We start from the raw sequence: 23,146 nt of genomic DNA on the forward strand, positions 1-23,146 counted from the left end.
CGGCCGGAGGACGGCCTCGGCCGTCGAGGGCGCCTGATCCAGGCCCTCCCGGTACCGAGTGCGGGCAGCATGGGCCGACACGCCGGGTCCCGTCACGTAAACGAATCAGGGCGCGGTTGACCCGAGCCGAGCCGAGCCGGACCGAGCCGGACCGAGCCGGACCGAGCCGGACCGGGCCGGACCGGGCCGGACCGGGCCGGGCCGACCCGAGCCGGGCCGCGCGATTCGTTCACGACATCAACTCGATAGCGTGCCGGCCCTCTATGCCACCCCTACGCCAGGCCGACCCCGCCCCCGTCGATCATGGCGTTCTGGTGGGAACAATAGACGTTTTCGCGCCTTCTGCCGCCCACCACAACTCCTTGATCGACGCGGGCGGGGCTTGGGTGGGGTGGGGCCGGGGTGGGGTTAGGGGGTGCGGACTGCTTCCAGGGCAAGTAGGGCTACGTGTAGGGAGAGGCTGGCCTCTACCGAATCCAGGTCCACGTCGAGGATGCGGGCGATGCGGGCCAGGCGTTCGTAGAAGGCCGGCCGGGACAGGTGGGCGGCGGCGGCACCGGCCGACTTGTTGCGCCCCTGCTCCAGGTAGGCGCGCAGGGTGTCGAGCAGCCGTTCCCGGGGGTGCCGGGCGTCGTACTCCAGCAGCGCGCCGAGTTCACGCTCGACGAACGTCTGGAGGCGGGGCTCGTCGCGCAGCAGGTGCAGCAGCCCGGCCAGTCCGACGTGCGGCAGCCGGAAGATCGGCAGGTCACGCCGGTCACGCCGGGCCGCCTCGGCGATCTGCCGCGCCTCGACCAGCGACCGCCGGGCCTCCCGCAGGGTCCCCACCCCGGAGCCGGCGGCCACGATCACGGCACCCTGACCAGCACCCCGGAACGAGTCGACACCGACCCCCGACCGAGCGGCCTCGACACCGAACGCCGCGCGGGACGGATCTACGCCGAAGCCCGTGCGGGCCGCATCGGCGCCGACCGCCGCACGGGAAGCGTCGGATGCGGAGCGGGACACGTCAGCTGCGGGACGGGAGACGTCCACGCCGGAGGCGGCCCGCGCCGGTTCGACACCGGGCGCCGGTCGGCCGGTGCCGGCGTCGAGGCGTACCCGACGAAGGGCGCCGGCGAACGCGGACAGCGCGCGGTCCTCGGCGGCCGGGTCCGGCAGGGCCAGCAGCGCGCCCACCGAGTGGTCGTCGACGGCGCTGGTCAGCGCGGTCAGCTTCGCCTCCCGCAGTGCCTGGCCGACCGCCTCGGAGAGATCGCGTAGCCGGGCCTGGCCGGCCTCGGGGCCGACCTCTCCGGCGGGGTCGTCGGCGCGGTGCCGGACCATGACGCCGACCAGGTGTCGCCGGTCGAGCACCACGCCGAGCGCCTTGGCGCGCAGCCCCACCTCGTCCACCGGGCGGGAGTGGTCGAGCAGCGCGGTGAGCAGGGTGCGGTGGATCTGCCGTTCCAGGCCCTCGGCGTCGCGGCGGATCAGCCGGCCCAGCGCGAGGGTGGACGCGGCTCGCTCGATCAGGATGGTGAGCCGGGTGGGCGAGCCCGCTGTCGGTTCGACGGCCCGGGCGCTGGGCACGTCGCCGCTGGCCGGCCAGCGCAGCAGCAGCCGGCCCCAGTCCTGCCCCCGGGCGCCGACGGTGGTCACCAGCCAGCCGCTGTCCGGGTCGTACGCGGTCCGCCCGGCCGGGCGGATCCGCCTGGAGTGCTGCTCCCAGCCGTCCAGCAGCAGCTCGGCGCTCTCCCCCGCCGGGTCGTACCCGAGCACCTGCCGGGACAGGTTCTCCAGCACCACAGGGCAACCGGACAGCTCGGCGGCCTGTCGGATCACCTCGGCGGCGTCGGCGCCCTCCACGGACAGGTCGTTGAACCGCTGGTGGATCTCCTCGGTGGCGCGCAGCTCGGTGAGCTGCGCGTCGACGATCAGCGCGTGCACCGCCTCGGTGATCCGGACGAACGGGGTGGCCCGGCGCAGCTCCACCAGGGGCAGCCCGCGCCGTTCGGCGGCGGCGGTCATCACCCGGGGCACACCACTGACGTACCGGCGGCCCAACTCGACGACGAGTCCGGAGACTCCGACGTCGGCGAGGTCGCCGATGAACGCGCGCAGCCCGGCGTCGTCCCCGGGCAGGCCGATGCCGGTGGTGAGCACCAGTTCGCCACCGCCGAGCAGGGTGGCGATGTCCGGCACCTCGGCGACGTGCACCCAGCGGACGGGTCGGTCCAGCCCGGCGTCGCCGGCGACCACGCGTGGCGCGCCGTGGCGGACCGGGTCCAGGGCGAGGACCTCACGGACGGTAGGGAACACGGCCGCCACGCTACCGTCCGTGACGCCGGAACTCGACTTGCCACCGGCGCGAGGGGGTTAGTCGACGCCGAACTCCATCGCGGCGCGGTCGAGCATCTCGTCCTCGGGCGAGGCGACGCCCCGGGACGCGATGGCTTCCGCACCGCCCTCGGGCATCGCGCCGATCAATCCGGTGGAGGCGGCCTGCGCGGCCCCGATCATCCGCTGCGAGTTCCCGCCGCCGACCAGGCCGAGGGAGGCGTACTGCTCCAGCTTCGACCGCGAGTCGGCGATGTCCAGGTTGCGCATGGTGAGCTGGCCGATCCGGTCCGACGGGCCGAACGCCGAGTCCTCGGTGCGCTCCATCGACAGCTTGTCCGGGTGGTAGCTGAACGACGGGCCGGTGGTGTCCAGGATCGAGTAGTCCTCGCCCCGGCGCAGCCGCAACGTCACCTCACCGGTGACCGCCGTGCCGACCCACCGCTGCAACGACTCGCGCAGCATCAGCGCCTGCGGGTCCAGCCAGCGGCCCTCGTACATCAGCCGACCGAGGCGGCGACCCTCGTTGTGGTAGTTCGCCAGGGTGTCCTCGTTGTGGATGGCGTTGACCAGCCGCTCGTACGCGTAGTGCAGCAGCGCCATCCCCGGCGCCTCGTAGATGCCCCGGCTCTTGGCCTCGATGATCCGGTTCTCGATCTGGTCCGACATGCCCAGGCCGTGCCGGCCGCCGATGGCGTTGGCCTCCAGCACCAGGTCGACGGCGCTGCCGAACTCCTTGCCGTTGATCGTGACCGGGCGGCCCTGGTCGAAGCCGATGGTGACGTCCTCGGCCTGGATCTCCACTGACGGGTCCCAGAACCGCACGCCCATGATCGGGTTGACGGTCTCGATGCCGGTGTCGAGATGCTCCAGGGTCTTCGCCTCGTGCGTGGCGCCCCAGATGTTGGCGTCGGTCGAGTACGCCTTCTCGGTGCTGTCCCGGTAGGGCAGGCCGCGTTCGAGCAGCCACTCCGACATTTCCTTACGCCCACCCAGCTCGGTGACGAAGGCGGTGTCGAGCCACGGCTTGTAGATGCGCAGCATCGGGTTGGCCAGCAGGCCGTACCGGTAGAACCGCTCGATGTCGTTGCCCTTGAAGGTCGAGCCGTCGCCCCAGATCTGGACGTCGTCGGCGACCATCGCGCGCACCAACAGGGTGCCGGTGACGGCGCGGCCCAGCGGGGTGGTGTTGAAGTACGCCCGCCCGCCGGTGCGGATGTGGAAGGCGCCGCAGGTCAACGCGGCAAGGCCCTCCTCGACCAGAGCGGCGCGGCAGTCGACCAGACGGGCGACCTCGGCGCCGTAGCTGAGCGCGCGGCCGGGCACCGAGGCGATGTCGGGCTCGTCGTACTGGCCGATGTCGGCGGTGTAGGCGCAGGGAATGGCGCCCTTGTCGCGCATCCACGCGACCGCGACCGAGGTGTCGAGGCCGCCGGAGAAGGCGATGCCGACACGTTCGCCGGTGGGCAGGGAGGTGAGAACCTTGGACACGGGGAAAATTATGCAATAGAACGCATGGCCATGCAAGCCGAAGCGACCTACTCGCCGCCGAACGGCGGATCGTCGCGGCCCAGCTCCCAGAACGCCACCGCCGCCGCGGCGGCCACGTTCAACGAATCCACGCCGCGCCGCATCGGAAGAACCACCCGCACGTCGCTGGCGGCCTGGGCCGCAGCGGTGAGGCCGGGCCCCTCGGCGCCGAGCAGCAGCGCCGCCCGCTCCCGCTGCGCCGGGGTCAACCGCTGGATCGGTACGGCGTCCGGCGCGGGCGTCATGGCGAGCACGGTGAAGCCGGCCTCCCGTACCTGGTCCAGGCCCTCGGGCCAGCGGTCGAGCTTCGCGTACGGCATCGCGAAGACCTCACCCATGCTGACCCGGACACTGCGCCGGTACAGCGGGTCGGCGCAGGACGGCGACAGCAGCACCGCGTCGATGCCGAGCGCGGCGGCACCCCGGAAGACCGCACCGAGGTTGGTGTGGTTGTTCACGTCCTCCAGGAGCACGACCCGGCGCGCGGCGGCGAGCACCTCGGCCGCCGTCGGCAGCGGCCGACGGTGGAACGACGCCAGCACCCCCCGGTGTACGTGGAAGCCGGTGGCCCGTTGCAGCACGTCCTGTGTCGCGGCGTAGACCGGCGCGTCGCCGGTGTCCAGGTCGGCGAGCTGGTCGACGCGCTTGGCGTCGACCAGGTACGACCGGGCCGGGTAGCCCGCGCGCAGCGCCCGGCGCAGCACCAGCTCCCCCTCGGCGATGAACAGGCCGTGCGGTGGTTCCCAGCGGGTGCGCAGCTCGACGTCGGTGAGCGCCCGGTAGTCGGCGATCCGGTCGTCGTCGGGGTCGGTGATCTGGTGGACGGGCACCCGACGATTCTGCCGGACGCGGAGCAGTGCGCTTCGACGCCCGTCCGGTGGGGTGTTTTGTCCGAAGAAGAAGGGGAATGACCGGCGGGCATCGGACGGAACGGGAAGGACCAGCCAGGTGAGCGCAGACGACACCACGGCGGGCGAAGCGGGCACTCTGCCCCGACGTCCGACCGTCGCCGACCACATCGTGTCGCGACTGTTCAGCTGGGGCGTACACCGCTACTTCGGCTATCCCGGCGACGGCATCAACGGCATGACCTCCGCGCTGCAACGCACCAACGGCCGCGCCCAGTTCATCCAGGTCCGCCACGAGGAGACCGCCGGCTTCGCCGCCTCCGCGCACGTCAAGTACGGCGGCGGGCCGCTGGGCTGCGCGCTGGTGACCAGCGGGCCGGGCGCCATCCACCTGCTCAACGGCCTGTACGACGCGAAGCTCGACCACCAACCGGTGGTCGCCCTGGTCGGGCACACAGCGACCACCGCCGAGGGCGGCGGTTACTACCAGGAGGTCGACCTGCTCGCCCTCTACAAGGACGTGGCAGCGGCGTTCCTGGCCCAGCTCGACCACCCGGCGCAGGTACGTCACCTGGTCGACCGGGCGTGCCGGACGGCGCTGGCCCGGCGTACGGTCACCGCCCTGATCCTGCCCCTGGACCTACAGGACGAGCCGGCCGTCCCGAACCCGCCGCACGCGCACGGCTACTACCAGACCAGCAACGCGCCGAGCAGCACGCCGACGGTGCCGCCCGAGGCGGACGTGCGCCGGGCGGCCGAGGTGCTGCGCGGTGGGCAGCGGGTGGCCATGCTGGTCGGCCAGGGTGCCCTCGGTGCGCGCGACGAGGTCCGCGAGATAGCTGATCGACTCGGCGCCGGCGTGGCCACAGCGCTGCTCGGCTTCACCGCCGTCGACCACCGCGAACCCTGGGTCACCGGCGCGATCGGGCTGCTCGGCACCCGACCGAGTTGGCAGCTGATGAGCGGCTGCGACCGGCTGCTGATCGTGGGCAGCAACATGCCGTACTCGGAGTTCTACCCGCAGCCCGGGCAGGCCCGCGCGGTGCAGATCGACCTGGACGGCACCCAGCTCGGGTTGCGCTACCCGACCGAGGTGAACCTGACCGGCGACGCCCGCCCCACGCTGCGGGCGTTGCTGGACGAGCTGGGCCCCGGCCCCGGGCCGACCGCCTGGCGGGCGGAGGTCACCGAGGCCACCTCGGCGTGGCGTCGGGTGCAGCACGACCTGGCCGAGCAGGCCGCCGACCCGGTCAACCCGCAGTTGCTCTACCACACACTGAACGAACGGCTGCCCGACGACGTGCTGCTCGCTGTCGACTGCGGCACCACCACCGCCTGGTACGCGCGACACATCCAGGTACGCCCCAGCATGCTGGCCAGCCTCTCCGGCACGCTGCTGTCCATGGGCGGCGCCATGCCGTACGCGTTGAGCGCCAAGTTCGCCCACCCGGACCGCCCGCTGGTCGCGCTGATCGGCGACGGCGCCATGCAGATGAACGGCGTCAACGAGCTGATCACCGTGGCGAAGTACTGGCGCAGCTGGACCGACCCGCGCTTCGTGGTGCTGGTGCTCAACAACCGGGATCTGGCGTTCGTCAGCTGGGAACAACGCTCCACCGAGGGGACGCCGATGTTCCCGGACAGCCAGCAGTTGCCGGACATCGCCTACCACCAGTGGGCGGAGGTGCTCGGGCTGCACGGCGAGTTGATCGACTCCCCGGATCAGGTGCGCGACGTCTGGGACCGGGCGCTCACCGCCGACCGGCCGGTGGTGATCAACGCTCTGGTCGACCCGGCGGAGCTGATGCTGCCACCGCACTTCACAGTCGAGCAGGCCCGCAAGACCGCCGCGGCGGTGCTACGTGGCGACACCGACTGGGCCGGGATCGTCCGACGCGGCCTGCCAGCGACCCTCGCCAGCTACCGTCCCCGACGCCGCGACCGCTAACCCCGCCCCGCCCCGGCCCCGGCCCCGGCCCCGGCCCCGGCCCCGCGATCTTGCACTTTCTGCGCCGACAAAAGGGGGCAAACGAGTGCTTGTCGACAACCGAAAGTGCAAGATCGCGGGGGTGAGGGCGGCAGGGCGGGAGGGCGGGAGGGCGGGGGGTCAGCCTCGGCGGTCGAGCCAGCGCTGGAGGGCTGAGCGGGGGTCGTCGGTGGTGGGGTCCTGCCGGCGTTCCGGGACCTTTGGGCGGTCCACCGGGCGGTGCGGGTCGCCGGCCAACTCGTGGCTCGGTGCGACGAACGTCTTCTCCGGTTGGCCCTTCACCGCGGTGGCGATGACCCGGGCGACCGCGTCGATCACCTTGGTCTGCACCGCCGAGCCCACCGAGTCCGCCGGGTCGTCCGGGTTGGCGGCGATACCGGCCACCGCGACCTGCGGGGTGAAACCGACGAACGTCTCTGTGGAGTTCTGCTCCGAGCTACCCGTCTTACCAGCCACCGGTCGGCCGTCGAGGATGTCGTTCACACCTGTGGCGGTGCCGCCGTTGCACTGCCCGAACGCCGACTGCTGACCCACCGGGCAGCGCGCCGCGTCGGTCGCGGCACGGGCGACGTCGGCGTCGAGAACCCGCTTGCAGGAGGGCTGCCCCACCGGCACCTTCGTGCCGTCCGCGCCGGTCACAGAGACCACCGGCACCGGCGTGCAGTAGGTGCCATCGGCGGCCACCGTGGCGTACGCGTTGGCCAGGTCCAGCGGGGTGGTGGCCGCCACACCCAGGGTGAACGAACCCCAGTTCGCGGCGTTGTTCTTGGCGAAGGCGGCGTCCGAGTCGGCGCGGAACGTGATGCCGAGCCGCTGCGCCATCTGGACCACCTTGTCCTGGCCGACCTGCTCGGCCAGCCAGACGAAGTAGGTGTTCACCGAGCGGCCGAAGCCGTCCCACATCATCCGGTACCCGTCCATCCAGTCCGGGTTGGCGTTCGCCGGGCACCAGTGGCCGTCACAGCTGCCCGGTCCCTCGGCGGCGTATCGGGTGGGCAGCTTGGCGGGCGCGTCGAAACCGGTGGAGAGGGTACGGCCCGACTCCAGCGCGGCGAGCATGGTGAACAGCTTGAACGTCGAACCCGCCTGGTACCCGTCGACGCTGGCTCCGCCGGAGATCAGCGGGTTGACGGTGTTCGGGTAGTTCGCCTGCCCGGCCGGGTTGTCGGCGAGGCTGTAGTGCCGGTTCACCGCCATCGCCAACACCCGCCCGGTCCCGGGCTGGACCGCCGCGATCGGCAGGGCGCGCTTGTTGTCGTACCCATAGACCTTCGTGGCCTGCTGCTGCGCGGTGGCCTGGATCTTCGGATCCAGCGAGGTGACCACCGTGTAGCCGCCCGAACGCAGTGCCTGCTCGCGCTCGGCCACTGTCGCCCCGAAGGCCGGCTGGGTCAGCCACCACTGGCGCAGGTAGTCGCAGAAGAAGCCCCAGTCGTCGTGGCCCTGGGAGACGGCGGTGCAGCCGTTGGGCTGGGCGGTGGGGTGCAGGCCCAGCGGCCCAGCCTTGGCCTGGGCTGCCTGAGCGGCGGTGATCGCGTTGGTGGCGACCATCGAGTCCAACACGTACGACCGGCGGGTCAGCGCCTCGTCCTTGTCACCGCTGATCGGGCTGTACGCGTCCGGGGACTGCACCAGACCGGCCAGCAGTGCCGACTCGGCGAGGGTCAACTGCGCGGGGGGCTTGCCGAAGTAGCGCTGGCTGGCCGCCGCGATCCCGTACGCGCCGGAGCCGAAGTAGGCGATGTTCAGGTACCGGTCGAGGATCTCGTCCTTGCCGAGGTTCTTGTCCAGCGCGCTCGCGTACCGGATCTCCTGGATCTTGCGGCCCACCGTGGGGTCGGTGGCGGCGGCGCGCTCCTCGGCGGTGCGGGTGGGGTCGGTCTTGAGCACGTTGCGGACGTACTGCATGGTCAGCGTCGAGCCGCCCTGCTCGGTGCCGCCACCCTTGACGTTGGCCACCAGCGCCCGGGCCAGACCGCGCAGGTCCGCGCCACCGTGGTCGTAGAAGCGCCGGTCCTCGGCCGCCACGATCGCCTGCCGCATCACCGGGGCGATCTCCGACAACGGGACGTCGGTGCGGTTCACGTCGTAGAACGTGGTGATCAGCGTCTTGCCGTCGTTGGCGTAGAGGTACGAGCGCTGCGGCGTGGCCGGGGTCTTCAGCGAGGCCGGCAATGCGGCGTACGACCCGAGCGCGGATCGGGCCGTGAGCCCGAGCAGCAGGTTGCCCGGCAGCGCGGCGACTGCCAGGACAAGCCCGGCCAACACGCCGGCGAGCAGCACTGTGAACAGCCGCGACAGCGGCGAGCGGGGGGCGGCCATGCTCCCCAGGATTGCCACGAATGCCGCCAACCGACCACCCCCGCCCCGCGATTGTCAGCAACTTCACGCCCACCCACCAGCCAACTCCCACCCCCGCGCCCTGCACCAGTTGCTCAGGGTGATCAAGAGGTTTGCGTCAGGAAAGGGCCTTCGGCTGACGCAAACCTCTTGATCACCGGCCAGTAGGCGAGGCTTAAGGCAGGTGGGTGGGTTAGGGGTTTGGGGTACTTAGGCTGGCGGTGGCGGCGTCTCTGGCCGTTTCGCGGGGCATCAGGCGGCCGGAGCGGTAGCCGATGCCGATGCCGGCGATCAGCACGAAGATCGCACCGAAGGTCTGCAACGAGCCGATCAGGGCGCCGCCGAGGCCGAGCAGGGGCGCGGCGATGATCAGCATGACGCCGTCGCCGAGGCTGAAGGTGCCCGAGCGGGCCACCGCCCACCCGGTGAGGAACCAGCCCGCGCTGTAGAACGTCGCCCCGAGCAGGACCAGCGACCGCGCGGTGGCGCCGAAGACCGGCGTCTGCTCCTCGAACCCGGCGAACGGCAGCATCAGCACGGTGCCGGCGATGCTGACCAGCAACCCGGCGGCGGCCACCCGGCGGCTGCGGGTCGCGGCCAGCAGCCCGGTGAGGGCCAGCAGCGCGAGCAGGCCGAGCCAGACCGCTGCCACCCAGCCGATCAGGTACACCGCCCGGCCGTCGGCCGGATAGGGGTCGTTGCCCACCCCTCCGTCGCTGGCCATCGCCACAGCGCCGTAGAGGATGGCGTACGCGGGCAGCAGCCAGACCGCCGCCCGTGCGAACCGACGTACCGAGAAGGCCCAACTGGCGTTCGTGGCGGGGGCGCCCGGGGTCGGCTCGCCGACGAAGGGCAGTACGCCGAACCCGCCACCGCTGCGCCGGGAGCCCAGCGGGGCTACCGGGTCGTGCGCGCCGGGCACCGGGGCCGAGGACCACATCCGATTCGCCGGATCCTTCATGCGTCACCTCGCTCGTCGTCGAGCGGTGCACCGACGCGCCGGGGCGCCCCGATTGCCTGGTCACCACCCGTCCTAGGACCGATCGTGGCAGGCGTCGGAGCGCCCCATGAGTCTTTCTCGTATTTAGCCGACCGGGCGGCCGGCGTACCGGATCAGCCGCGCTCGCGCTGGTCGGCCGGGTCCTCGGTCAGGCTGGCCGGAGACACCGGCTCCGGTGCGGGCAGCCCCTGCGGCTTGTTGCCGCCGGTGGCCTGCGCCTCGGCGACGCGTACCTCGTCGTGGATCTGCTGGGCGGCGTCCGCCGCGGCCTGCGCCGCCTCCGCGGCCTCGCGCTCCACCTGGCTCGCGTGTTCGGCCGCCTCCGGAGCGGGCAGGTCCCCCACCATCTGGCTCAGCCCACCGAGCGCGCCACCCATCCCCTCCAGGGCCTTGGTCAGCTCGGCCGGGACGATCCAGACCTTGTTGGCGCTGCCCTGGGCGATCTGCGGCAGAGCCTGGAGGTACTGGTAGGCGAGCACCTTTTGGCTCGGGTTGGCCTGGTGGATCGCGTCGAAGACCGTGCGGATCGCCTTCGCCTGACCCTCGGCCTGGAGGATCCGGGCCTGCCGGTCACCGTCGGCCCGCAGCACCGCCGACTGCTTGTCACCCTCGGCGGTGAGGATCACCGACTGCTTGTGCCCCTCGGCGGTCAGGATCGCCGCGCGACGGTCCCGCTCGGCGCGCATCTGCTTCTCCATGGAGTCGCGGATGCTGGCCGGCGGCTCGATCGCCTTGATCTCGACCCGGGTCACCTTGATGCCCCAGCGGCCGGTGGTCTCGTCCAGCACACCCGACAGGTGCCTGTTGATCTCGTCCCGGCTGGTCAGCGCCCGCTCCAGATCGAGCGAACCGATCACGTTACGCAACGTGGTGACGGTCAACTGCTCGATGGCCTGGAGGAAGCTGGAGATCTCGTAGGTCGCCCGGACCGAGTCGACCACCTTGAAGTAGAGGACCGTGTCGATCGAGACCACCAGGTTGTCCGAGGTGATCACCGGCTGCGGCGGGAAGCTGACCACCTGCTCCCGCATGTCGACCTTGGTACGGACCGCGTCGATGAACGGCACCAGCAGGTTGAGGCCGGGGCTGAGGGTGCGCTTGTACTTGCCGAGCCGTTCCACCACGTCCTGGCGCTGCTGCGGCACGATCCGCACCGCCTTGGCCAGCGTTATCACGGCGATCAACGCCACCGCGATCACCACCACCCCGATTAAGGTCATCCCGTTCACCCTCTCGATTCCGGCAACTCGCCGGCGGAAGAAACATCGTCCTGCCACACCAGGGCGGTAGCGCCCCGGACCTTTATCACCCGAACCCGTTGACCGGGGTCGTAGACCTGCGTCGTGTCGTACGACCGGGCGCTCCACAACTCACCGTCGATCTTGACGAGACCCTGCTCGGCGTCCACCCGTTCCAGCACCAGCGCCGTGGAGCCCTCGATCGCCTCCACGCCGAACGGCTGCTCGCCACTCTCCAACGCGGAGCGGCTGTGCCGCCGGATGACCGGTCGGACCACCACCAGGCTCAACGCCGACACCACAGCGAAGACCAGCGCCTGCACGGCGACCGGCGCGCCCAGGGCGGCCGCACCGGCGGCGGCGAACGCACCTGCCCCGAACATGATCAGAAATAGCGTCGTCGTGAAAATCTCGGCGACGGCCAGCAGCACACCCAAAACGATCCACACCACGGCGTCCACCCCCCGATCGTGACACGCAAATGCACGCGCGGCCTCCCCACGAAGATCAGTAGGCTCTGCGGGACCCTTTCCGGCCCGTCAAAACATCACGAATCGGCGGCCCGACCCGAGGAGATCCCGTTGACCCTGTTACCCGAGACCGCCCGACAGATCGACACCCGGGTCGCCCAGGCACAGGCCGACGGTCACACCCCGTCGCTGGTGCTGGGCGTGGTCCGCGACGGCACGCTGGCGCACGTGGCCGTCGCCGGCGAGAACCCCCGCCCGGAAGTCGACCTGCAGTACCGGGTGGGCTCGATCAGCAAGACGATGACCGCCACCCTGATCATGCAGTTGCGCGACGCCGGCCGACTGGCCCTGGACGACCGGCTGGAGCAGCACCTGCCGGGCACCGGTGTGGGCGCGCTCACAGTGCGTCAACTGCTCGGGCACGTCAGCGGCATCCAACGCGAACCCGAGGGCGACTGGTGGGAGCGGGCAGCGGGCGTCGATCTCAACACCCTGCTCGCCGATGTCGACGCCGACAAGATCGCTTACCCGCCCCACCGCGCGTACCACTACTCCAACCTGGCGTACGGCCTGCTCGGCGGGTTGCTCGAACGGCTCACCGGGACACAGTGGGCCGACCTGCTCGACGAACGGATCCTCGCCCCGCTGGGCCTGCGCCGCACCACCTACGCGGCCACCGAGCCGTACGCCCGCGGCTACGTCGTCCACCCCTGGCACGGCACACTGCGCGAGGAACCCCGCACCGACACCGGCGCCATGGCCCCCGCCGGGCAACTCTGGTCGACGATCGAGGACCTGGGCCGCTGGGCCGCGTTCCTGGCCGACCCCGACCCGTCCGTGCTGGCCGCCGAGACCCTGACCGAGATGTGTGCCCCCGTGGTGATCAGCGACCTCGACTCCTGGACCGGCGGGCACGGCCTGGGGCTGGAGCTCTACCGCGACGGCGAGCGCGTGTACGTCGGGCACGGCGGCTCGATGCCCGGGTACGTCGCCGCCCTCGTGGTGCACCGGCCCACCCGCACCGCAGTGGTCGGCTTCGCCAACTCGTACGGCTTCCCGATCACCGGGCTCGGCCGTCAACTGCTGACCACGGTGCTGGACGCCGAGCCGGCGTTCCCGCACCCGTGGCGGCCGCCCACCGCCGCGCCGGATGCCGAGTTGGCCGAGCTGACCGGCCGCTGGTGGTGGATGGGCACTCCGCTGGACCTGAGCTGGGACGCGGGTGACCTGGTGGCCCACGTACGCGGCGAGCGGGTGAGCCGGTTCACCGCCGAGGGGACGGACCGCTGGCGGGGACGTTCCGGCCCGGAGAACGGCGAGATCCTGTCGGTCCTGCGCGACGACGACGGACGGGCGCGGGCGGTCGACATCGCCACGTTCGTCTTCACGCGCAGCCCGGACGAGGTTCCCTGAACCGAACCGCCGCTGGGCGGCCGGAGAACCAGGCGGTCAGGCCGGCTCGGTGACGAAGTCGATGAGGCGCTCCATGGCGTTGATCAGGGGGGTCTCCACGTCGGCGAAGCTGTTCACCCGGGACAGGATGTGCCGCCACATGGCGGCCGGCTCGGCCACCCCGAGGGCCGCGCAGACCCCCTCCTTCCACGGCCGCCCCGGGGGCACCACCGGCCAGGCCGCAATGCCCAACGCGGCAGGTTTGACCGCCTGCCACACGTCCACGTAGGGGTGCCCGGTCACCAGCACGTGCGGCGAGTTCACCCGGGCGACGATCCGGCTCTCCTTGCTGCCCGGCACCAGGTGGTCGACGAGCACGCCGAGTCGTCGGGTCGGGCCGGGGCCGAAGTCGCGTACCTCGGCGTCGAGGGCGTCGATGCCGTCCAAGGGCTCGACCACCACGCCCTCGATCCGTAGGTCGTCGCCCCAGATCCGCTCGACCAGCGCGGCGTCGTGGATGCCCTCCACCCAGATTCGGCTGGCCTTCGCCACCTGGGCCCGCACGTTGTCCAGGGCGACCGAACCGGACGCGGTCCGCCGACGGGCCGTCGGCACCGCCGCCCGGGTCGGGCGGCGCAGCGTCACCGGGCTGCCGTCGAGCAGGAACGCCGCCGGCAGCAGCGGGAAGTTGCGCCGTTTACCGTGCCGGTCCTCCAACACCACAGCTCCGGCCTCGAAGCCCACCACCGCTCCGCAGAACCCGGAGTCGGCATCCTCGACCACGAGATCCGGTTCGGCGTCCACCTCGGGGGTGACCTTGCGCCGTCGCCAGTCGCCCGCCAACACGTCCTCGCCGTATCGCCCCGCCATGTCGATCACGCTAAACCCAGCCCGCGCCCACCCCGGCCCCCGACACACCGCCCCGCCCCCTGACCGCCGACCAGAGGGGGCGGGGATTAGGGCGAACAGGGCAGTTGGGGGCAGGCCGGGCGACCGGAGCGGCAGCCGAGACAGGGCAGGTCGTGACCACGTACCCTTTCGGCATGTCCACCCCCGCAACGGGCGCGGCCACACTCGCGCCGCGCCGGTCCAGCCGGTTCGTTGCCTGGGTGCGCGCGTGGCGCGCCGGGTTGGTGCCCTACGACGAGGTCGCCGACGCCATCGCCGGCGACGAGGAACACCTCGTCGCGGACGCCCCGGGCACCTGGACCGACGTCCCGCTGGGCGCCGCGCTGCCCACCCTGGCCAAGCTCTCCCCGGACGAGATCCGCCTGGTGCTGCCCGCGCCGGGCGACCCGAGGGGTCTGCCCGGCCCCGGCGACTTCGCCGGTGCGGCGCTGGTCACTGGCGAGGCGGTGGTCGCCGGCGGGCTCGGGTTGATCCCCCAGGTGCGGCTGCACACCTCCGGCTCCGGGGACTGTTTCGAGACGGTGCTCTGGCGGGTCTACCCGCTGCCGGCCAACGCGGCCGCCGCGTCACTCTCGTTGCCCGGCGCCGCCGAGGCGGAGGCCGAGTTGGCAACCGCGCTGGCCGAGACGACCGCCGTGCTGACCCGCCTCGACGTCGCCCAGTGGCGGCCCGAGCTGGCCGGTGCGCTGGCCGCGCTCCGCCGCCCGGACGGCACCACCGACCTCCCACCGGGCTTCGACCCGCGGGCCCGCCGGCTCTTCGCCCGGGCCGCGGTGCTCGACCGGGTTCTGGCGTTGGCCGGGCACGCCGCCCCGGGCGGCGCGATCAACAACTACGAGGCGCAGCAACGGGACGCGGCACTACGGCCACTCACCGCAGCCTGCCGACAGGCGCTGGTGGCCGCCTGCAACGCCCCCCTGCGCCCCTGACGGAGGCAACCATGGCTGGCACCGCGCTGTTACTGCTGTTCGCCGCCGGTGAGGTGCTGTTCCTCGTCTGGATGATCATCGTGGTACGTCGCCAGCACCGAGGCATGGTGGCGGCCCGCCAAGGTCGATCGGTCAGATCTCGTCGAGCAGGTCCGCGACCGAGTTGATGATCCGGGACGGACGGTACGGGTAGCGCTCCGCCTCGGTGCGGCTGCTGATCCCGGTGAGCACCAGGATCGTCTCCAGCCCAGCCTCCAGGCCGCACAGGATGTCGGTGTCCATCCGGTCACCGATCATCGCGGTGCTCTCCGAGTGCGCGTTGATGGTGTTGAGCGCCGAGCGCATCATCATCGGGTTGGGCTTGCCGACGAAGTACGGCTCGACCCCGGTCGCCTTGGAGATCATGGCGGCGACCGAGCCGGCGGCGGGTAGCGCGCCCTCCACGGACGGGCCGGTCACGTCGGGGTTGGTGCAGATGAACCGGGCGCCATCGTTGATCAGGCGGACGGCCTTGGTGATCGCCTCGAAGCTGTAGGTGCGGGTTTCGCCGAGCACCACGTAGTCGGGGGCGAAGTCGGTCAGCACGTAGCCGACGGCGTGCAGCGCCGTGGTCAGCCCGGCCTCACCGATGACGTACGCGGTGCCACCTGGCCGCTGGTCGGCGAGGAACTGGCCGGTGGCCAGGGCGGAGGACCAGATCGACTCCTCCGGTACGTCCAGGCCCATCCGGCTGAGCCTGGCCGTCAGGTCGCGCGGGGTGTAGATCGAGTTGTTGGTCAGCACCAGGAACGGCTTGCCGGAGGCGCGCATCCGGTTGATGAACTCCGGCGCGCCGGGCACCGGTTGGCCCTCGTGCACCAGCACGCCGTCCATGTCGGTCAGCCAACTCTGCACGGGCTTACGGTCATGCATGATGATCCTCAGAGGTCAGGGGCGACGGGTCGGCACGCAACAGACGGTGGGGCAGCTGTCCCACATGGGCAGCTCGCCCAGGCGGCGGCGTAGCTGCGCGCCGTCCGGGTCGGTCCGCTCGGTGACCAGCTCACGCACCATTGTCACGAAGCGCGGGTCGGTGCCCGGCGTGCCGGCCCGGACGAAGTCCAGGCCGAGCTGCTTCGCCGTCTCCAGCGCTTCGGTGTCCAGGTCCCACACGACCTCCAGGTGATCGGAGACGAACCCGATCGGGCTGACCACCACAGCCGTGGTGCCGCCCTGCGCGAGGGCGGCCAGGTGGTCGTTGATGTCCGGTTCCAGCCACGGCACCTGCGGCGGGCCGGAGCGGCTCTGCCAGACCAGGTCGTACCCCAGGTCGGGTGCGGCGGCAGCGGCGACGAGCCGGGCGGTCTCGTGCAGCTGCGCCTCGTACCGGCCGCCGTGTGGGCCGGCGTTCGCCGCCATCGAGGTGGGGATGGAGTGGGCGGTGAAGACCAGTCGGGTGGTGTCCCGCTTCGCCGGGTCCAGCTGGCCCAGCGCCGCCCGGACCGCGTCGACGTGCGGCTCGACGAAGCCGGGGTGGTCCCAGAACTGGCGCAGCTTCTCGATCACCGGGGCGTCCGGGCCGACGGCGGCACGGGCGGCGGCGATGTCCTCCTGGTACTGCCGGCAGGACGAGTAGCCGCCGTACGCGCTGGTGACGAAGGCCAAGGCCCGGGTGACCCCGTCGTCGCGCATCCGGGTCACGGTGTCGGCGAGCATCGGGTCCCAATTGCGGTTGCCCCAGTAGATGGGGAGGTCGACACCGTGCGCGTCGAAGTCGGCGCGGACGGCGGCCAGCAGGTCCCGGCACTGCTGGTTGATCGGGGACACCCCACCGAAGTGCTGGTAGTGCTCGGCGACCTCGACCAGTCGTTCGGGAGGCACACCCCGGCCCCGGGTCACGTTCTGCAGAAACGGCATCACGTCCTCGGGCCGTTCGGGCCCGCCGAAGGACACCAGCACCACCGCGTCGTACGACATGGGGTCATTCTTGCCCCTCGGCCGGGACGTCCCGGCGACGCCCCCTGGTCCGGACGCGTAGATCACGCGGACGGTGACCAGGGAGCGTCACGGTGCAGCGTCAGGAACCGATGGCGTGGTAGCCGCCGTCGACGTGGACGATCTCGCCGGTGGTGGCCGGGAACCAGTCGGAGAGCAGCGCCAGGCAGGCCCGCGCGGCGGGCTCCTGGTCGGTGAGGCTCCAGCCCAGCGGGGCACGCTCGGCCCAGGCGTCCTCGAACTGGTCGAAGCCGGGGATCGACTTCGCGGCGATGGTGCGCAGCGGCCCGGCGGCGACCAGGTTGCTGCGGATGCCCTGCTTGCCCAGGTGCATGGCGAGGTAGCGGGACGCGGACTCCAGGCCGGCCTTGGCCACGCCCATCCAGTCGTAGACCGGCCACGCCTTCGTCGCGTCGAAGGTCAGGCCGACCACCGCGCCGCCGGGCGACATCAGCGGCAGCGCCGCCATCGCCAGCGACTTGTACGAGAAGGTGGAGACGTGCAGGGCGGTCGCCACGTCCTCCCAGGGCGCGTCGAGGAAGCCGCCGCCCAGGCAGCTCTGCGGGGCGAAGCCGATCGAGTGCACGACACCGTCGAGGCCGTCGACGTGCTCGCGTACCCGGTCGGCGAGGCCGGCCAGGTGCTCGGTGTTGGTGACGTCCACCTCGATGACCGGCGCCGGCTCGGGCAGCCGCTTGGCGATGCGCTCGACCAGGGAGAGCCGGCCGTAGCCGGTGAGCACGACCTGCGCGCCATTTTCCTGAGCGAGCTTCGCCACCGAGAAGGCGATCGAGGCGTCGGTGATGACACCGGTGACGAGCAGTCGCTTACCGGCGAGCAGTCCGGACATCGCTGATTTCCTCCGTAGTCAAAAGGGTTAGTGGCCCATGCCGAGGCCGCCGTCGACCGGGATGACGGCGCCGGAGACGTACCCGGCGCTGTCCGAGGCCAGCCAGGTGACCACGGCGGCGACCTCGTCCGGGCTGGCCATCCGGCCGGCCGGGATGGACTTGAGGATCTCCGCCTTGCGGTCGCCGGTGAGGCCGGCGGTCATGTCGGTGTCGATGAAGCCGGGCGCCACCACGTTCGCGGTGATGTTGCGGCTGCCCAGCTCCCGGGTGATCGAGCGGGCGACGCCGACGAGGCCGGCCTTGCTGGCGGCGTAGTTGACCTGCCCGGCGCCGCCGGCGAGGCCGACCACCGAGGAGATGAAGATCATGCGACCCCACTTGGCGCGGAGCATCTTGCCGGAGGCCCGCTTCGCGACCCGGAACGCACCGGTGAGGTTGGTGTCCACCACGTCGGTGAACTGCTCCTCGGACATCCGCAGCAGCAGCGTGTCGGCGGTCATGCCGGCGTTGGCGACCAGCACCTCGACCGGCCCCAGCTCGGCCTCGACGGCGGTGAACGCGGCGTCGATCGAGGCGGCGTCGGTGACGTCGGCGCGGACGCCGAACAGCCCGTCGGGCGCCTCGCCGCTGCGGTGGGTGATCGCCACCCGGTCGCCCTGCTTGGCGAAGGCCTGCGCGATGGCCAGGCCGATTCCCCGGTTGCCCCCGGTCACCAGCACGGTACGGGCCACTGTTCCCCCTTGCGAATGGTCAGCACGGACGCGTCGGAGCCTAGGCGTTACCGGCAGGTAAGCGCTAACGGGAGTCGCGTCACACTGGGGTACGACACCGGGATCAACCCCTGGTGGCACGCCTGGTGGCGGGGTCGGCCCGTAGCCTCCGGGTGGTGAACCGGCATCCGATCGCGGTGGCAGCGCGGGCCCTGCGGCAGACAGTGTTCGGCCCCGACGACCGCCCCGAACGGTCGCTGCTGGCCCGTTGGCCCGGCCCGGCCCGCTACGCCGCGCCGGTCGGCCTGCTCGCCGCGCTCGGCCTCTTTTTGATCACGTTGACTGTGGAGAGCGACTGGGGCCTGCCGCCGCCGATCGCTCTCCTGTTCGCGGCGATGACAGTGGCGCCGCTGCTGGCGCTGCCCCGGCGTCCGCTGCTGGCCTGGCGGCTGACGGTGCTGGCCCTGCTGATCTGCACCTTCAACGCCCCGGACGACCAGGCCTGGCCGTGGACCCCGCCGCTGGCACTCGGGTCGATCGCGGTGCTGGCGGTGGTCGTCGCACGGGTCGACCGGCCGGTGCTGGCCTGGGTGGTGACGATCAGCACGGTGCCGGTGCTCACCCTGGTCCATCCCGACAACCGGGTTCCCGTCCTGCTGCTGCTCGGCGCGCTGGCGATCGTCGGCGACCTGATCCGGCGTAACCGGCTGTCCCGGCACGCCCTCGAGGCGCAGGCCGAGCTGAGCGAACGGGAGCAGGAACGCCGCGCGGTGCTGGAGGAACGCACCCGGATCGCCCGGGAGCTGCACGACGTGGTTGCCCACCACATGTCGCTGATCGCGGTGCAGGCGGAAACCGCCCCGTACCGGCTGACCGACGTGCCGGCCCCGGCAGCCGCGGAGTTCGTCGCCATCGCCGCGTCGGCCCGCGACGCGCTCACCGACATGCGGCGGCTGCTGGGGGTGCTGCGCAGCGAGACCGGCGGGCCGCAGACCGCGCCGCAACCGGACCTCACCGACCTGGACGCGATGGTGGACGCGGCACGCCGGGCCGGGCTGCCCGTGACCCTGGACGCCGAGCCGGTGGAGGACGACCGGGTGCCCGCGCCGGTCGGGCTGGCCGCGTACCGCATCGTGCAGGAGGGCCTGGCCAACGCGGCCCGCCACGCGGCCGGCGCCGCGGTGCGGGTCACCGTCCGCGCCGGCCGGTCCGGTCTGGTTGTACGCGTCGAAAACTCCCCTGCCGACGTCCGACCGACCGCCGACGGCGGCCCCGGGCACGGGCTGACCGGCATGCGGGAGCGGGCCACCTCGCTGGGCGGTACGTTCACCGCCGGGCCGCTGCCCGACGGGGGTTACGCGGTGGCGGCCGAGTTGCCGTACGACGCGGAGGGCGGGGAACGATGATCCGGGTGCTGATCGCCGACGACCAGGCGATGGTCCGGCAGGGTTTCGGCGCGCTGCTCGCCGCCCAACCGGACCTGCTGGTGGTGGGGGACGCCTCCGACGGCGAGCAGGCGGTGGCCGCCGCCCGCCACCTCGACCCGGACGTGGTGCTGATGGACGTGCGGATGCCGGTCATGGACGGGCTGGAGGCCACCCGCAAGCTGCTCGGTGACCGGTCGACGCAGCGACCCCGGGTGCTCATCCTCACCACCTTCGACCTGGACGACTACGTGTACGAGGCGCTGCGCGCCGGGGCCAGCGGATTCCTGCTCAAGGACGCCCCGGCGGCCGACCTGGTGCAGGCGGTGCGGGTGGTGGCGGCCGGCGACGCGCTGCTCGCCCCGGGGGTCACCCGCCGGCTGATCGCCGAGTTCGCGAACCGTCCGGACCGCCGCCGCCCGCGCCCCACCGACCTGGCCGGGCTCACCCCGCGCGAGACCGAGGTGCTGCGGTTGATCGCCCGGGGCCGCAACAACGCGGAGATCGCTGGTGACCTTGTGGTGGCCGAGCAGACGGTGAAGACGCACGTCGGGCGGATCCTGGCCAAGCTGGGGCTGCGCGACCGGGCCCAGGCAGTGGTGCTGGCGTACGAGACGGGTCTGGTGGCCGCCGGCGAGTAGCCCCGTGGAGCCAGCTCGGCAACGGCTCTGCGGGCTGACGACCGGGCCCCGCCCCTGAGCGCACTCTCCCTCCGGACGACATTCCGGAGGGAGAACGTGATGCGACGACGAGGTGCCAGCCGGGTGGCGATGGCCGCGCTGCTCGGCGTGAACCTGGTTCTGCCGACCCGACCCGAGCCGGCCACGGCGGCGGGGTTCGTCGAGGCGTACCCGGTGATGGCGGCGGCGATGCGCGCGGCCGGCCCCCCGTACGCGGACTGGGCTGCCGACGGACGCCGGTTCCTGCTGTTCGACGAGCGCGGTGACGGCCGCGCTGTCGAGGTTTTCGGCGACCTCGCCGACGCGGACCGGATCGCGGTGCTGGTGCCGGGGGTCGGCAGCACCCTCGCCGACTTCGACAGGGGGTTGGGCGGGGTGGCCCGGCGGGCGCCGGCGGTGCAGGCCGGGCAGCTCTACCGGGAGCTGCTGGCGACCGATCCGGCGGCGCGGGTCGCGGTGCTGGCCTGGCTCGGCTACGACCCGCCCGACGGGGTGTTGACCGCCGCCGGTGGCGTCAGCGCGCGGCGCGGCGCGGCCGGGCTGGCCGCACTGCTGAGGGAGTTGGCCGAGCGGCGTCCGGCGGCGACGATCACGCTGGTCGGGCACAGCTACGGGGCGCTGGTGGTGTCGCTGGCGGCGGCGGACGCCCCGGCCCAGGTCACCGACGTGGTCAGCCTCGGCGGCGTCGGCGCCGGGGTGCAGCGCGCCGACGACCTGCCCGGCGGGCGGCGGTTCTGGGCGGCCGAGGCGCCGTCCGACTGGATCCGTCGGGTACCGCCGGTGCGGCTGCCCGGCCTGGGTTTCGGCCGGCGGCCCGGCGATCCGGCGTTCGGCGCCCGAGCGCTGCCGGTGGGCGGGGTGGCGGGGCACGACGGCTACCTCGCGCCGGGCAGCGCCGCGCTGGTAGCGGTGGCGGCTGTCGTGCTGGGCGGCGTCGACACCGACCGGATCGGGGACGCCCGGTGAACCGGGACCGCGCGGTCGACGCGCTGCGGGCGTACGCCATCGGCGGTGTGGTGCTGGGGCACTGGCTGGTCACCGGCTTGGTGCTGACCGGCGACGGCGGGCTGCACCAGGCCAGCCCGCTGACCGCCCTGCCCGATCTGGCCCCGATGACCTGGGTGTTGCAGACGCTCGGGTTGTTCTTCTTCACCGCCGGGTTCGGCTCGACCCGGTCGCTGGCCCGCTACCCAGGCGGCGCGGGCGGTTGGCTCGCCGGGCGGCTTCGGCGGCTGCTGCTGCCCATGGTGGCGCTGCTCGGAGTGGGGGCCGCCGTGCTGCTCGCCGCCACAGTCGTCGGCACCTCCGACGACACGCTCGCCGTCGCGCTGCGGCTGGCGGTCAGCCCGCTGTGGTTCCTGCTGCCCCTGGTGATCCTGGTCGTGGTGACCGGCCCGCTGCGCGTCGCCGTACGCCGGTGGGGGGTGGCGCGGTGCGGGGCGCCGGCGGTGGCAGTGGTGGCCGCTGTCGACCTGGCCGTCCGGCTGCTGCCGGCCGGCACCGACCTGCCCCCGGTCACCGTCCTGGCGGCCTGGTCGGTGCCGTACCTGCTGGGCGTGGCGCACGCCGACGGGCGGCTGGACGGCCGGCGGGCGGGCGGCACGTTGGCCGCCGGTGGGGCGGTGGGGCTGGCGGCACTGCTGGCGCTGGGCTACCCGGTGAGCGCCGTCGGCGTGCCCGGGGCCGGGGTGTCCAACCTGAACCCGCCGTCGCTACTGGTCGTGGCGCTGGCGGTGACCCAGGTCGGGCTGGGGATGCTCGCCCGGCCGGCACTGCACCGGCTGCTGACCCGGCCGCTGCCGGGTCGAGCGGTGACCGATGTGAACCGGTCCGCCGTCCGGATCTACCTGTGGCACCAGCCGGTACTGGTGGCGGTGACAGCGCTCACCGCCCGCAGCGGGCTGGCACTGCCCGGTCTGCACACCGCCCCGGACGGCCCGGGGTGGGTGCTGGCGCGCTGCTGCTGGCTGCCGCTGCTCGCCATGGTGCTGGTCACGGTCGTGCGGGTGGGGCAGCCGCGCTCGTTCCGCCGAGGCGTACGCGCTGGTGGCGAGCGGCGTCGCCAACCGGGCGGTGGAGGGGTCGCCGGCCGGTCGGCCGAGTGCGTTCCGTCGGCACCGCAGGTGTACGATCATCGACGTTCCGGCCCGCCCGACTTGCAGGAGGTGATCGCTGTGCGAGATAGCGATCCTCCCAGTCGTGGCCGGGCCGATGGTCAGTCCCGCTGAGCCACGACTCAGTCTGGTGAGCTGACCCCGCTCCGCTCCCCACCACGTCGGCACCTGCCGAGGTGAGTGTGCCGCGCCGCCCGATCCCGGGCGGTCGCCGGGAGCCGCCCGGTCACGACTTCGTGTGCGCGTCCCCACCCCCTGCGGTCCGCCCCCGCACGCGGACCGTCCAGCCGCCACCCGGAGCCGTCATGAGCCGCTACGTCGCCCCGCTGGGCTTCACCCTCGCCGCCGTCTGGGTGGCCATCGTCTTCGTGCTCGCCGGTGGCGGTCACTGACCGCTCCGGGCCGGCTGTGTCGCCGACCGCTGGCTGACG

General features: G+C 72.5%; 20 protein-coding genes. 8 read left to right on the forward strand and 12 right to left on the reverse strand.

The features are described from left to right. Positions 1 to 408 precede the first annotated feature (408 nt). From AB0C20_RS15935 to AB0C20_RS15945, 3 genes are read right to left on the reverse strand one after another with little or no spacing between them, the layout of a single operon-like run. Positions 409 to 2,310 (reverse strand): PucR family transcriptional regulator, encoded by a 1,902-nt coding sequence (locus AB0C20_RS15935; protein ID WP_357191321.1) that lies wholly within the window; start codon positions 2,308 to 2,310, stop codon positions 409 to 411. A gap of 48 nt (positions 2,311 to 2,358) precedes the next feature. Beyond that, the gene (gene argG, locus AB0C20_RS15940) at positions 2,359 to 3,810 is read right to left on the reverse strand and encodes an argininosuccinate synthase (protein WP_357191319.1); all 1,452 of its coding nucleotides are present in this window, start codon (positions 3,808 to 3,810) and stop codon (positions 2,359 to 2,361) included. Positions 3,811 to 3,857: 47 nt separating this feature from the next. Next, a complete protein-coding gene (locus AB0C20_RS15945; protein ID WP_357191329.1) occupies positions 3,858 to 4,706 on the reverse strand; it encodes an RNA methyltransferase in 849 nt (282 codons plus the stop codon). A gap of 91 nt (positions 4,707 to 4,797) precedes the next feature. Here AB0C20_RS15945 and AB0C20_RS15950 point away from each other — a divergent pair, with 91 nt between their 5' ends. After that, on the forward strand, positions 4,798 to 6,645 hold the full coding sequence (locus tag AB0C20_RS15950) for a thiamine pyrophosphate-requiring protein (protein WP_357191317.1): 1,848 nt from the start codon (positions 4,798 to 4,800) through the stop codon (positions 6,643 to 6,645). Positions 6,646 to 6,804: 159 nt separating this feature from the next. Here AB0C20_RS15950 and AB0C20_RS15955 read toward each other — a convergent pair whose 3' ends face one another. The 4 genes from AB0C20_RS15955 to AB0C20_RS15970 form a co-directional block, all read right to left on the reverse strand. Further along, on the reverse strand, positions 6,805 to 9,006 hold the full coding sequence (locus AB0C20_RS15955; protein ID WP_357191314.1) for a transglycosylase domain-containing protein: 2,202 nt from the start codon (positions 9,004 to 9,006) through the stop codon (positions 6,805 to 6,807). Positions 9,007 to 9,217: 211 nt separating this feature from the next. Next, complete coding sequence (locus AB0C20_RS15960; protein WP_357191312.1) at positions 9,218 to 9,985, reverse strand: hypothetical protein; 768 nt, start codon at positions 9,983 to 9,985, stop codon at positions 9,218 to 9,220. Positions 9,986 to 10,137: 152 nt separating this feature from the next. After that, positions 10,138 to 11,244 carry an SPFH domain-containing protein gene (locus tag AB0C20_RS15965; protein ID WP_238682619.1) on the reverse strand — a complete coding sequence of 369 codons (1,107 nt, stop codon included), beginning with the start codon at positions 11,242 to 11,244 and terminating at the stop codon, positions 10,138 to 10,140. Positions 11,245 to 11,249: 5 nt separating this feature from the next. After that, positions 11,250 to 11,723 (reverse strand): NfeD family protein, encoded by a 474-nt coding sequence (locus AB0C20_RS15970; protein ID WP_091403880.1) that lies wholly within the window; start codon positions 11,721 to 11,723, stop codon positions 11,250 to 11,252. Positions 11,724 to 11,843: 120 nt separating this feature from the next. On the opposite strand from AB0C20_RS15970, the gene AB0C20_RS15975 reads away from it, so the two are divergent. Beyond that, entirely contained in the window at positions 11,844 to 13,145 is a 1,302-nt protein-coding gene (locus tag AB0C20_RS15975) for a serine hydrolase domain-containing protein (protein WP_357568268.1), read from the forward strand. A 36-nt stretch (positions 13,146 to 13,181) separates the two neighbouring features. Here AB0C20_RS15975 and AB0C20_RS15980 read toward each other — a convergent pair whose 3' ends face one another. After that, a complete protein-coding gene (locus AB0C20_RS15980; protein ID WP_357191308.1) occupies positions 13,182 to 13,994 on the reverse strand; it encodes a DUF3097 domain-containing protein in 813 nt (270 codons plus the stop codon). 173 nt (positions 13,995 to 14,167) lie between these two features. On the opposite strand from AB0C20_RS15980, the gene AB0C20_RS15985 reads away from it, so the two are divergent. Beyond that, positions 14,168 to 14,962: a hypothetical protein gene (locus AB0C20_RS15985; RefSeq protein WP_357191305.1), complete on the forward strand. Its 795-nt coding sequence runs from the start codon at positions 14,168 to 14,170 to the stop codon at positions 14,960 to 14,962. A 132-nt stretch (positions 14,963 to 15,094) separates the two neighbouring features. Here the strand turns inward: AB0C20_RS15985 and AB0C20_RS15990 are convergent, their stop codons facing one another. The 4 genes from AB0C20_RS15990 to fabG form a co-directional block, all read right to left on the reverse strand. Next, complete coding sequence (locus tag AB0C20_RS15990) at positions 15,095 to 15,874, reverse strand: HAD-IIA family hydrolase (protein WP_091403868.1); 780 nt, start codon at positions 15,872 to 15,874, stop codon at positions 15,095 to 15,097. Between the two features lie 15 nt (positions 15,875 to 15,889). Continuing rightward, a complete protein-coding gene (locus tag AB0C20_RS15995) occupies positions 15,890 to 16,918 on the reverse strand; it encodes a ferrochelatase (protein ID WP_357568269.1) in 1,029 nt (342 codons plus the stop codon). Positions 16,919 to 17,018: 100 nt separating this feature from the next. Further along, positions 17,019 to 17,786, reverse strand: a complete 768-nt coding sequence (gene fabI / locus AB0C20_RS16000; protein ID WP_238682148.1) for an enoyl-ACP reductase FabI — start codon at positions 17,784 to 17,786, stop codon at positions 17,019 to 17,021. Positions 17,787 to 17,813: 27 nt separating this feature from the next. Continuing rightward, complete coding sequence (gene fabG / locus AB0C20_RS16005) at positions 17,814 to 18,518, reverse strand: 3-oxoacyl-ACP reductase FabG (RefSeq protein WP_357191298.1); 705 nt, start codon at positions 18,516 to 18,518, stop codon at positions 17,814 to 17,816. A gap of 155 nt (positions 18,519 to 18,673) precedes the next feature. Here fabG and AB0C20_RS16010 point away from each other — a divergent pair, with 155 nt between their 5' ends. From AB0C20_RS16010 to AB0C20_RS16030, 5 genes are all read left to right on the forward strand, one after another. Next, a complete protein-coding gene (locus AB0C20_RS16010; RefSeq protein ID WP_357191296.1) occupies positions 18,674 to 19,903 on the forward strand; it encodes a histidine kinase in 1,230 nt (409 codons plus the stop codon). Continuing rightward, positions 19,900 to 20,562, forward strand: a complete 663-nt coding sequence (locus tag AB0C20_RS16015; protein ID WP_357191294.1) for a response regulator transcription factor — start codon at positions 19,900 to 19,902, stop codon at positions 20,560 to 20,562. The genes AB0C20_RS16010 and AB0C20_RS16015 overlap by 4 nt, the downstream gene beginning before the upstream one ends. Before the next feature lie 99 nt (positions 20,563 to 20,661). After that, the gene (locus AB0C20_RS16020; RefSeq protein ID WP_357191292.1) at positions 20,662 to 21,567 is read left to right on the forward strand and encodes an alpha/beta hydrolase; all 906 of its coding nucleotides are present in this window, start codon (positions 20,662 to 20,664) and stop codon (positions 21,565 to 21,567) included. Continuing rightward, positions 21,564 to 22,829, forward strand: a complete 1,266-nt coding sequence (locus tag AB0C20_RS16025; RefSeq protein WP_357191290.1) for an acyltransferase family protein — start codon at positions 21,564 to 21,566, stop codon at positions 22,827 to 22,829. Before AB0C20_RS16020 ends, AB0C20_RS16025 begins: the two co-directional genes overlap by 4 nt. Positions 22,830 to 22,891: 62 nt before the next feature. Further along, complete coding sequence (locus AB0C20_RS16030; protein WP_196925116.1) at positions 22,892 to 23,107, forward strand: hypothetical protein; 216 nt, start codon at positions 22,892 to 22,894, stop codon at positions 23,105 to 23,107. Positions 23,108 to 23,146 lie beyond the last annotated feature (39 nt).

The organism is Micromonospora sp. NPDC048843, from assembly GCF_040649965.1.
GTDB lineage: Bacteria > Actinomycetota > Actinomycetes > Mycobacteriales > Micromonosporaceae > Micromonospora > Micromonospora hortensis.